Annotated in this window: 10 protein-coding genes and 3 pseudogenes; 10 read left to right on the top strand and 3 right to left on the bottom strand. The window is 46.5% G+C overall.

All coding sequences use genetic code 11. From position 1 onward, the window contains the following. Positions 1-481, bottom strand: a 481-nt coding sequence (locus BLW97_RS17735; RefSeq protein WP_143214983.1) for a transposase, incomplete at its 3' end; no start/stop codon positions are given. Between the two features lie 461 nt (positions 482-942). Here BLW97_RS17735 and BLW97_RS17730 point away from each other — a divergent pair. From BLW97_RS17730 to BLW97_RS17710, 5 genes are all read left to right on the top strand, one after another. After that, complete coding sequence (locus tag BLW97_RS17730; protein ID WP_075324131.1) at positions 943-2,391, top strand: purine-cytosine permease family protein; 1,449 nt, start codon at positions 943-945, stop codon at positions 2,389-2,391. 276 nt (positions 2,392-2,667) lie between these two features. Next, positions 2,668-3,600, top strand: coding sequence for a flavin reductase family protein (locus BLW97_RS17725; RefSeq protein ID WP_075324130.1), 933 nt, complete (start codon positions 2,668-2,670; stop codon positions 3,598-3,600). 143 nt (positions 3,601-3,743) lie between these two features. Then, positions 3,744-4,508: an SDR family NAD(P)-dependent oxidoreductase gene (locus BLW97_RS17720; RefSeq protein WP_075324129.1), complete on the top strand. Its 765-nt coding sequence runs from the start codon at positions 3,744-3,746 to the stop codon at positions 4,506-4,508. Positions 4,509-4,662: 154 nt separating this feature from the next. Continuing rightward, the gene (locus tag BLW97_RS17715) at positions 4,663-5,271 is read left to right on the top strand and encodes an NAD(P)H-dependent oxidoreductase (RefSeq protein ID WP_075324128.1); all 609 of its coding nucleotides are present in this window, start codon (positions 4,663-4,665) and stop codon (positions 5,269-5,271) included. Between the two features lie 328 nt (positions 5,272-5,599). Next, entirely contained in the window at positions 5,600-5,845 is a 246-nt protein-coding gene (locus BLW97_RS17710; protein ID WP_077218538.1) for an IS110 family transposase, read from the top strand. Positions 5,846-5,862: 17 nt separating this feature from the next. Here BLW97_RS17710 and BLW97_RS17705 read toward each other — a convergent pair. Next, a pseudogene (locus BLW97_RS17705) lies at positions 5,863-6,074 on the bottom strand (transposase domain-containing protein); the annotation flags it as partial. A 209-nt stretch (positions 6,075-6,283) separates the two neighbouring features. Here BLW97_RS17705 and BLW97_RS17700 point away from each other — a divergent pair. From BLW97_RS17700 to BLW97_RS17680, 5 genes and pseudogenes are all read left to right on the top strand, one after another. After that, on the top strand, positions 6,284-7,543 hold the full coding sequence (locus BLW97_RS17700) for a flavin-containing monooxygenase (RefSeq protein WP_075324126.1): 1,260 nt from the start codon (positions 6,284-6,286) through the stop codon (positions 7,541-7,543). Positions 7,544-7,635: 92 nt separating this feature from the next. Beyond that, on the top strand, positions 7,636-8,067 hold the full coding sequence (locus BLW97_RS17695) for a RidA family protein (RefSeq protein WP_075324125.1): 432 nt from the start codon (positions 7,636-7,638) through the stop codon (positions 8,065-8,067). A gap of 11 nt (positions 8,068-8,078) precedes the next feature. Next, entirely contained in the window at positions 8,079-8,756 is a 678-nt protein-coding gene (locus BLW97_RS17690; protein WP_075324124.1) for a DUF1028 domain-containing protein, read from the top strand. Then, on the top strand, positions 8,734-9,921 hold the full coding sequence (argE, locus tag BLW97_RS17685) for an acetylornithine deacetylase (RefSeq protein ID WP_319803398.1): 1,188 nt from the start codon (positions 8,734-8,736) through the stop codon (positions 9,919-9,921). The genes BLW97_RS17690 and argE overlap by 23 nt, the downstream gene beginning before the upstream one ends. Positions 9,922-10,178: 257 nt before the next feature. Beyond that, positions 10,179-10,310, top strand: a pseudogene (locus tag BLW97_RS17680) (transposase); the annotation flags it as partial. A 40-nt stretch (positions 10,311-10,350) separates the two neighbouring features. On the opposite strand, the pseudogene BLW97_RS17675 reads toward BLW97_RS17680, so the two are convergent. Beyond that, positions 10,351-10,583, bottom strand: a pseudogene (locus BLW97_RS17675) (IS256 family transposase); the annotation flags it as partial.

Here is a 10,583-nt window from a genome sequence, read left to right as displayed (position 1 = left end):
ACATCCGGCTGTAAGTCAGGCGAAAGTGGGCGACCTTGATCGCCATGGCCACCCCATCCAGAATCACCGTCTCGCTGCTCCAGTCAAACTGATACGCTTCACCGGGACGGAAACTCAGGGGAATAAAGGCTTGGTGCAGACCAGGGCGAACGTTCGCCTTCCACGCCTTTACCCAGCGCTGAATGCTGTCATAGGCCCCCTGGTATCCTGCCTTCTGCAAACCCTCGAACAGTCTGCGTGCGGTCCGCTTCTGCTTGCGCGGTAAGTGCGCATCCGTCTCCAGCCATTGCTGCAGGATCGCCTCAAAAGCTCCCAATTGCGGCCGTGGTCGGGATTTCCGCTGGGGGTACTTCGGTTCATCTCCGACATGGTCCAGATACTTGCGCACCGTAGCACGCGATAAATTCATTTTTCGAGAAATATGGCTGACCGTCTCTTTGTCCAGATGATACAGACGGCGCACTTTGGCTATGGTTTCCATGCAAATCACTCCAGTTTCCTCCCGGCAAATCCGGCAGGATATCAGGTGGTCAATTTACACGCTGTTTAACGAGCCGTTGGAGTATTCACAATTCGGAGCGCAAGCCAGAGTTAATACCACTCAGGGGCGGATACCAATATGGCGTCAACAACCATCATTTATTAGGTCAATGATACACATTGGTGCATTAAAGTAGTTTTTGCACCACGTTAGTGCAAAAAAGACGCTCAGTTCAAAATAAGGGGAGACAGAATATTGACATTATCATTCTGTTTTTATTGTTAGTCTAGCAAGCACAAAATGTAGGCACGTTTTTTGCTTATATTATAGAGGTTGAAACTAGCTTTTGTCGGTCCGGCTTATCTATCCTAGTCCGTAAAGCACAAAAGCAGCGGTGTGTTTAGCGGTTTGATAACATCTTAGTTTATGTATATCACATTGATATAATGGGGGTAATATTTATGGTTCAGTCAGTTGATGAGCTTCGTGATAATATGAAGCACGAAAAACACACAATTTTTCCGATAGCGCTGAACCTTAGGCATGGTAAAGCCTTTGATCTATTCACATTATGGTTTGGTGGCAATATGCAACTATTAACTATAACTATTGGAATTATCGCCACGGCTAAAAGTGGCTTTGGACTATCATTATCTTGGGCGATGGTAGCATTGCTAATCGGAAATCTTGTTGGGGCAATCTTTATGGCCCTACATTCTGCACAAGGTTCGTATCTTGGAATTAGCCAGATGCAGCAATCTAGAGCCCAGTTCGGAAGCTACGGAGCATTACCTATTTTAATATTAGTCGTGATAATGTATATCGGATATTTCGCTTCATTAGTGGACGTTGGAGAGCAGGCCATAGCGTCAATCATGCCGAATATGGGAAAGTATGGAGGTGATTTCGTAATAGTCGGTATCAGTATGCTAGCCTTTGTTGCCGCATATATTGGATATGACATGATTCATAGATATGCAAAGTTTATTACCGTTTTTGGTGGCGTATCCTTACTAGTACTTTTATTGTCAGGAATTGGTGACAGTAACTTTGCTTCAATTCATGTTGTAAATGGGTCCTATTCTATGGTAGGTTTTTTTGGTGTGCTCGGTATGGCAGCAATATGGCAAATATCATATGCACCTTATGTTTCTGACTATTCAAGGTACTTGCCTAAGGACACTGGTCCAAAGGCGGCTTTTTGGTCTAGTTATTTAGGAGCAACATTGGGGGCGTTGATTGCGATGGCGGTTGGTTCATTGATAGGAATTACAAGCCTATCAAGTGTATCCGGTGGATTTGGTGCGTTTAGCGTGCTATTTGGTGTTACAGGAATAATATTTATTGTAATATGGTCTGTGTCTGGTGTGGAGGCGGCAGCTATGCAACTATACTGTAGCTCACTGACATCAATAAGCATTTTGCAAACGTTCTTTCAGGGGTTGAAGACATCACGTATCTATAGATTTATAGTAATCTTTACTCTCCTGATTGTTAGCACAGCATTGGCATTGTTCGCCAGCGCAAAGTTTATGGGATATTTTATGAATTTTATTTATTTTTTGCTATATGTTCTAGTCCCGTGGTCTATAATAAACTTAGTTGACTATTACCTAATCCATGACGGACAGTATGAATTGGATAGCTTTTATATGAAAGGCGGGGAATTTGGATATGTCAATAAGAAGGCGGCTATTGCATATACACTAGGTTTTATTCTTGAAATCCCATTTATGTCCAACGCATTTTATACAGGACCGATCGCCAAAATGATTGGGGGTGCTGATATCTCATGGCTTGTTGCGTCTCCTTTTATAGCTGCTTTTTATTATGTTATTTCTAAATCAGATGGTGTTAGCACACATCGCAGGCTCTCTTCTATTTTTAAACCTCGATCTACGATCAACTAACTAAGTAGAGTGAGCTATAAAGATAGTAGTGGACGGGAAGCTGACAAAGTATTTGGCCAGCTTCTCATATAGAGCACAACATATATCATTTATTATTTTTTGGCGATTAATTGTAGAAAACTACCGTATGGTATATCAAACCAAAAAAGAATCTTTCTGATGATTTTTCATAAATTATATGTTTTTTGTCTTTACGACAAATATTGTTTATCTGGCTGCGTCTGAATATAAAAAACTTGATATCTTACAATTGTTAAATAAGTTAGGTATAATCCTATGGATACAACAACAGTTACAGTTAAGAAAATATATCGAATCACTCATTCGTTTGTTATTTTTGTTCTAGCTCCAATAAAAGGTGGTCATCTTATCGATCCAGAACCTGGCTCCATTATTGGTGTTAGAATGTGGGACGGAATAATTGTGCCATATTCAGTGTTTTCACTGCCAGATTATGATGATTGCTATTGTATAGGAGTAAGAATCAACCATGAAGGTGAGTTTTCAAAGTATTTTATTACTATTAATGATGGCGATAAATTACATATAACAAAACCAATTAAATCTTTTTACATTAGAAATAATTATGGTTATATTCTTATAGCTGGTGGCGTTGGTGTTACTCCATTTATATCTATGGCAAAACGGCTAGAAAAAGAAAATAAGAGCTATCATATTTATTTTAGCGGTGCAAATAAAGGTGAGGACAAAATTTTCGATATATGCAAGATACCAAGATATCGCGTTACATCAAGATACAGCGATAGTGATCATCAAAGACTAAATATAAAATCCATCTTGAACTCAGGTCGGGATGGGTATGGATTTTATTGTTGTGGTCCAGAATCGATGATTAATGATTTTGAAGAGAATGCTAAATACCATAACATAAAAGATTATTACGTTGAGAGTTTTAACAATAATAGTTTTACAGATGACAAACAGTTCAATGTCCACCTCAAAAAAAGCAATGCTACTATCACAGTCAATTCAGATGAATCAATTGCGCAAGCGTTAAGAAGGTCTGGATTTAATGTGTTTAAAAGTGTTTGTGGTGTGGGTGTTTGTGGTTCATGCGAGACAAAAGTAATCGACGGAATTCCTGATCATCGAGACTGCGTTTTAACGGCTAAAGAAAGGTCTTCTGGTGATGTCATGATGATTTGTTGCTCTCGAAGTAAGACTGATTTAATTACTCTTGATTTATAAGTTTGTGAGATATTCCATACCATGAAATAACTACTATTTTTTATAATACATAAAATTCCTGATTATTATTTTAATTACAAATAACAATCTGGAAAAATATAATTTCCAAATTTACTGTTGTCTTATCTAACGAGGATCAAATCATGCAGATTACTTACGATTTTACAGGGAAGGTGGCACTAGTCACAGGAGGTTCTAGTGGACTAGGAAAGCATATAGCTATTGGCTTCGCTAATGCGGGTGCAAATGTGATAATTGTTGGTCGTGATTCAGAAAAGTTAACAATGGCAAAAAGCGAAATAGAAACCCTCACTTCTTCAAATAAAATATCGATATTTCAAGCTGATGTATCAAACGAAAAAGATGTTAAAAACTTAATGGATACAATTCACAATAAGTATTGTCGAATTGACATTCTTATTAATTCTGCTGGTGTTTATCGATTATCTCCTGCAGAGGACATGTCACTATCCGAATGGAATTATATCATCGCTATCAATTTAACTGGTTCGTTTTTATGCTGCAAAACGGCAGCTAAATATATGATCCAGGATGGTGGTGGTAAAATAGTAAACATATCTTCTATATCAGCTTATTGTGGTTTCCAAGGAGAAGTGGCTTATTCCCCATCCAAGGCTGGTGTATCAGCCCTTACCAAAGTATTAGCGGTTGAGTGGATTAAAAAAGGAATAAATGTCAACTGTATAGGTCCATGTGATTTTGATACTCCGATGATGGATGAAGTAAGGGGCACAGAAGCACATAATGAGTTTCTCAAAACTTTCCCAATTGGTCGAATGGGCCAACCTGATGAGATCGTTGGTGCTGCTTTATTTTTGTCTTCAGAAGCATCCAACATGATAGTTGGTCACACACTAATGGTCGATGGTGGATATTGTAGTGTGTGAGACAAGCGTAACCTTATTAGGAGAGTGAACCATGCTTATATTGTTGTCACAATTTGGCGCAGTTGCTAAACATACTACTGGTGGTGAGTGCCCCTAATGGCCTGATAAGCATACAACTTACGTTAGCTGCTGCTCATAATTTCTCGGAGTCATCATGAAAATCTTGATTATTAATGCCAGCCAGCCGGTTGAAGGCATGTCAGAAGGCAAACTCAACACGTTCCTGGCCGAAGTTATCGCGGCACATTTGGGAGCCTTAGGTCACGATATCACAACCACGCACATTGTCGATGGCTACGATGTCGAGCAGGAAGTAGAAAAGCACCTGTGGGCGGAGGCCATCATTACCCAGTCGCCCGTTTACTGGTTCGGAAATCCATGGCAGTACAAGAAATACGTTGATGAGGTCTTCAATGCTGGGCTGCTCAATCCGCGCATGGTGGCGAATGACGGCCGGACGCGCAGTGATCCAAGCAAGCAGTACGGCACGGGTGGATTGATGCATGGACGTAGGTACATGCTTTCGCTTACTTGGGACGCACCGGAAGCGGCATTCAACGATGTCGATCAATACTTGTTCGGCGGTCGGTCGGTTGATGACGTATTCATCTTCAACACCGCGAACTACAAGTTCTGCGGGGTAGAGATTCTTCCTTCGTTCTCGTGCCATGACGTTCTGAAAAACCGCGTCTCTGAACAAGACGTCGCCCGCCTTAAAAATCACCTTGATACCTATGTGCTAGAGCCGTCAGGCAGTGGCTAGGAGCCTTATGTCTTGGAGCCAGTCAGTATGTACTGGTACCCTTCGGCTGATCCCCGGAGCGAGGCAAGATAGATTGTTAGTAGCCTAAGGAAATAAAAATCCCCGCAGCAAGCTGCGGGGTATTCCCTCAGCCGCTTTGATAGATTTCGCTGCAAGCAGCGGGGAATCAGACCCGAAGAGATTGATCCTGTTCTACAGATTAATCCCTTGCCTCAACTTTGACACCCAGTTCGGACGGTATCCGAGGCATGCATGGCGCATGAGCCTGCACAGATAAGGATGAATCGGCATGGTCCGTAGATCGCCATGATGCTAGTCAAGGAGGTTTATGATGATGAATCCCGTTTCCTGTGTTGGTATTGACGTAGCGAAAGCCCAATTCGATGTTGCCCTGCTGAAACCCAATGGTAAATATCGCAGCAAGGTTTTTTGCAATAATTCTGGTGGGTTCCGGCAATTCCGGAATTGGTTGGAGAAGCAGGAGGCCCTCAAGGCTCACCTCTGCATGGAAACCACTGGCGCCTATGGCCGAAGCCTGGCGCGCTTTCTGGCGATCCACGTAACCGGTAACTGAGCGGCGTATCTTGCGGGCTACTTCAGGATATTATAGAGGTCCGAGCGCAGAGGGTTGCCGGCGAAGTGCTGTTTCCAGAGCCTGGGGCCCAGTTCGGCGACGCGGGAACTGGGGTGCTGGCGGACCCACTGCAGGACATCAACCAAATAGTCGTAGGGATTAATGTCATGGAGGCGGCAGGTGATCAGCAGGCCTTACACAATGCCACCTGTTTGGCCCCCAGTTCCGTAGCTCAAGATACCTGACGAATAGGTAACGTGATGGCTGCAGTTGTAATGAACGGAACCCTTTGAATAAGAAAAATAGATTCAGATTATAGAAATAAAGCATTTTTCTTATTTTTTTCTTGCCAATATGATCAATATCTAACTAAAGGGTGTCTATTAACAGATACAGTTTGTAAATCCAACGTTGTTTGATAAGGAGAAAGATTGAACCATGGCAACTAAAATGACTCTGATTGATACCCTTGTAGTCGGTGCTGGGCAGGCCGGCGTGGCGGTAAGTGAGCACCTGACTCGGCTTAAAGTGCCTCATTTGGTCTTGGAGCGTGATCGCATTGCCGAGCAATGGCGAACCGGACGATGGGATTCCTTGGTCGCCAATGGCCCCGCGTGGCATGACCGTTTTCCAGGCCTTGAGTTCGAAGATGTCGATCCCGATGCGTTCCCATCTAAAGAGCGGGTAGCTGATTATATCGAGGACTATGCAAAAAGATTCGCTGGGCCTATCCGTACCGGGGTAGAGGTACTAAGAGTTGAACGAAATATCGGAAATACAGGGTTCACAGTAAATACGTCGGAGGGACAATTCAAAGCCGAGCATGTGATCGTTGCGACCGGCGCATTTCAGCGGCCCGTGATTCCGAATTTCGTGCCTGCGGATACAGGGATAACGCAGATGCATGCGTCCGCATACCGCAACCCGCAGCAGATTCCCAAGGGAGCAGTCCTTGTGGTGGGTGCCGGTTCGTCCGGTACACAAATCGCGGACGAATTGCGGCGTGCAGGGCGCCAAGTATACCTTTCGGTCGGAGCGCACGATCGTCCGCCACGAACCTACCGAACTCGTGATTACGTTTGGTGGATGGGTGTACTGGGCGATTGGGACAGGCAGGCTCCGCAGCCCGGATCAGAGCATGTGACGATAGCTGTAAGCGGAGCGTATGGTGGCAGGACTATAGATTTCAGGCGCCTGGCTAGTGAAGGGATGACGCTGGTTGGCCGTGCCAAAACATTCATCAACGGGAACATAGTGTTCGAGGATGATCTGGCAGTTAATTTGGCTCGCGGTGACGCCAGTTACTTCGCACTTTTGGACGCCGCCGATGCGTACATTTCCCGCAATGGGCTGGATTTTCCGGAAGATCCCGAAGCCAGGTTAATCCTCCCTGATCCACCGTGTGTGACAGACCCAATCATAGAACTCGACCTTAAAGCGGCTGGCATTTGCACAATCATTTGGGCTACCGGATATACTGTCGCATACGACTGGCTCAAGGTCGACGCGTTTGACGACAAGGGCAGGCCAATTCATCAGCATGGCGTCTCATGTGAACGAGGCATCTATTTTGTTGGGCTGCCCTGGCTCTCACGTCGTGGCTCGAGCTTCATCTGGGGCGTATGGCATGACGCCTGGCATGTAGCGGATCACATTGCTACCCAGCGCAAATATCTCTCGTACCGTGATGCCGGATAGCGCAGTGGACAGAGCTATCTTTACCACAATTGCGCGCTGGCTCGCCGAGTCAAAAAACGCAACCGCCCTAAATTAAAGACCGGAGGAATTTGATGCCCACCCATACCCGCATTCGCATGTTCAATACTAAAGACACATATCCGAACCAATCTCTGGACAACGATCTGTGTCAGGCTGTTCGCGTCGGTAATACTGTTTATTTGCGTGGCCAAGTGGGTACAGATTTCGAAGGCAATCTGGTTGGACTGGGCGACCCGCGTGCTCAAGCCGAACAGGCGATGAAAAATGTCCAACAGCTGCTTAAAGAAGCGGGTAGTGATCTTTCGCACATCGTCAAGACCACTACATATCTGACAGATCCCCGATATCGCGAGTCGGTCTATCAAGAAGTCGGGAAATGGTTGCGCGGCGTGTTTCCGATTTCCACTGGGCTCGTTGTGGTGGCCTTGGGGCAGCCGGAGTGGTTAATGGAAATCGACGTGATTGCGGTGATCCCTGACAATTGGTCGAACGGACTACCCTGAGGGAACGAGACATGACCTTCTCAATAGTGGGACGCTGCGCAAAGACGGGACAGTTGGGCCTTGCAATCAGCTCTTCCAGTATCTCGGTGGGTGCCCGTTGTTCCTGGGTTCGCGCTGGTGTAGGTGCCGTGGCCACACAAAATGTGACGCTGCCTGCACTTGGTCAACAGATACTCGACTATCTTGAGCAGGATCAGGCGGAACCGGAGACGGCTCTGAAGCGAGCTCTCGATGCCGACGATTACCACCAATACCGACAGGTAGCAGTGATCGACGGCTCGGGGCGGACAGCGTTCTTCAGTGGTACGCAAACACTTGGCATTCATAACGTGGTTGCAGGTGAACAAAGTGTCGCCATAGGCAATTTGCTTGCAGACCCTGGGGTGATTGAGGCTATGACCATTGCGTTTGAAGAGGTTCAGGGGCATTTGGCCGATCGTCTGCTTGCAGCCATGTATGCCGGCGCGAGCAAAGGCGGTGAATTTGGCCCTATACACTCTGCTGCTATCAAGATAGTGGACAAAGTTGTTTGGCCTATCGTCGACCTGAGAGTCGACTGGGTGGATGCCTATCCGCTTGAGGAACTCAGCAAACTCTGGGATGCCTATAAGCCTCAGATGCAGGACTATCTGACTCGGGCATTGAATCCCACTGCAGCTCCTAGTTATGGTGTTCCAGGCGATGAGTAGAGGGCTGACTACTCAGGAATTACTAAAATTGTTGGTTGGTTTTGCGACAGTGAGCCGAGACTCTAACCTGGAGTTGATCGACTTCATCCGACGATATATGTCTACTCTGGGTGTGGAAAGCGAACTCTTCTATAACACAGATCGGACCAAGGCCGCGTTGTTCGCAACTATCGGGCCTAGTGATCGGGGTGGAATCGTCCTTTCTGGACACACCGACGTGGTCCCGGTCGATGGGCAGGTATGGACGGTGGACCCGTTTCGACTAACCGAGAATGACGGGCGCTTGTACGGGCGCGGAACTGCGGACATGAAAGGCTTTATCGCTTCGGTGCTGGCTGCCGTGCCCGGTTTCCTTGCACAGCCATTGCAAATCCCCGTGCATCTGGCTTTTTCCTATGACGAGGAGATCGGATGCCTCGGTGTTCGGCCAATGTTGGCCGAACTTGCAAAACGCCCTAATAAGCCGCGCATGTGCCTGATCGGTGAGCCAACCGAACTAAAGCCGGTGCTGGGGCACAAAGGTAAACTGTCAGTGCGATGTTGTGTGCACGGTTCGGCCTGTCATACGGCTTATGCGCCATACGGTGTCAATGCGATTAGTTATGCGGCACGACTGATCATTAAGCTCGAAGAAATCGGGGAGAGACTGGCCGACCCCAGGTTACACGACGATCGCTTTGATCCGCCGTTTTCGACGGTGCAAGTTGGCCTCATTAACGGTGGCGTTGCGCTCAATATAGTTCCAGCTCATTGCGAGTTCGATTTTGAAGTTCGCGCGTTACCAAAATTTGATGCTCACGAAGTGCTGAGCGAGTTGCATTCATATGCACAATACATTTTATTGCCAAGGATGCGCGCCATTGAGGACAGTACTGAAATTCAAATGCAACCGCTCAGTACCTATCCAGGGCTTTCGACGCCCTCCGACAACGAAGCAGCAAGACTCCTGTCGTTGCTATGCGAGACCACTGATTATGAGACGGTTCCATTCGGAACAGAGGGCGGGCTATTCGACGAGTCCGGCATCCCCTCGGTCGTATGCGGGCCGGGAAGCATGGATCAAGGACATAAGCCAGATGAATTTATCACTAAGGAACAACTAACCCGTTGTGATTTTATGTTGTCACGACTGACGAGATATTTACAGATGCCAGATAAAGATTGACATAGAGATGGGCGCTGCATCCACCTAGTGTAGGGCAGCACAAAACCTGCTTTCCTGACGCAATTAGTCCTCAAATCCAGTCAGCCGTTCGAACCTGAAAAAGCTCTTGCATAGGCGTCATCAAGCTGGTACATGACACTGGGGGATACCGGAAAACCATACAGTTCGGGCCCTTCAACCCCCCCGGTGTCAGGGTAGTTGTCGCCTCTCTGAAATGGAGTCAGATGCAGGTTGGGGGCGGAAAGTGGATTATCGAGATGAAGAGTTATTCAGCAGAACGTAAGGCCGCTGTATTGCAGAAGATGTTACCGCCCACCAGTTTATCTGTGCCAGAAGTGGCCAAACAGGAAGGGATTTCTGATGTGACGCTGTACCATTGGCGTAAGGAGCTATAGTCAAATCTGGTGTATGAGCATTTTCTGACATAGATCAGGCGGCGGTCTGTTGATCATCCAGCAGGGTGAGGTTAGCCGGTATGCCATCGATAAATTTCACCCCTGCAAAAAGCTGCGGGACTTTCTCTGGAGCATAAATCCCAATCCAGCGTTTTTCAGCCTGCTGCAGCATCTTGAAACCCAATCCCAGAAAGCTGCTGCGTGATACACAGTTCTTCGTCCGGGTAGTCCGGTGGCGTACCGTAGCGAAGGTGGACTCAATGGCAT

It is taken from the genome of Acidithiobacillus albertensis, from assembly GCF_001931655.1.
In the GTDB taxonomy this organism is placed as follows: Bacteria; Pseudomonadota; Gammaproteobacteria; order Acidithiobacillales; family Acidithiobacillaceae; genus Acidithiobacillus; species Acidithiobacillus thiooxidans.
The sequence above is the reverse complement of the archived record's forward strand: the minus strand, read 5'-3'. Positions and strand labels throughout refer to the sequence as shown.

Coding starts and splice junctions, on each gene's coding strand:
- BLW97_RS17730 (WP_075324131.1), top strand. CDS start 943: ATGGTTCAGTCAGTTGATGAGCTTCGTGATAATATGAAGCACGAAAAA.
- BLW97_RS17725 (WP_075324130.1), top strand. CDS start 2,668: ATGGATACAACAACAGTTACAGTTAAGAAAATATATCGAATCACTCAT.
- BLW97_RS17720 (WP_075324129.1), top strand. CDS start 3,744: ATGCAGATTACTTACGATTTTACAGGGAAGGTGGCACTAGTCACAGGA.
- BLW97_RS17715 (WP_075324128.1), top strand. CDS start 4,663: ATGAAAATCTTGATTATTAATGCCAGCCAGCCGGTTGAAGGCATGTCA.
- BLW97_RS17710 (WP_077218538.1), top strand. CDS start 5,600: ATGATGATGAATCCCGTTTCCTGTGTTGGTATTGACGTAGCGAAAGCC.
- BLW97_RS17700 (WP_075324126.1), top strand. CDS start 6,284: ATGGCAACTAAAATGACTCTGATTGATACCCTTGTAGTCGGTGCTGGG.
- BLW97_RS17695 (WP_075324125.1), top strand. CDS start 7,636: ATGCCCACCCATACCCGCATTCGCATGTTCAATACTAAAGACACATAT.
- BLW97_RS17690 (WP_075324124.1), top strand. CDS start 8,079: ATGACCTTCTCAATAGTGGGACGCTGCGCAAAGACGGGACAGTTGGGC.
- argE (WP_319803398.1), top strand. CDS start 8,734: ATGGTGTTCCAGGCGATGAGTAGAGGGCTGACTACTCAGGAATTACTA.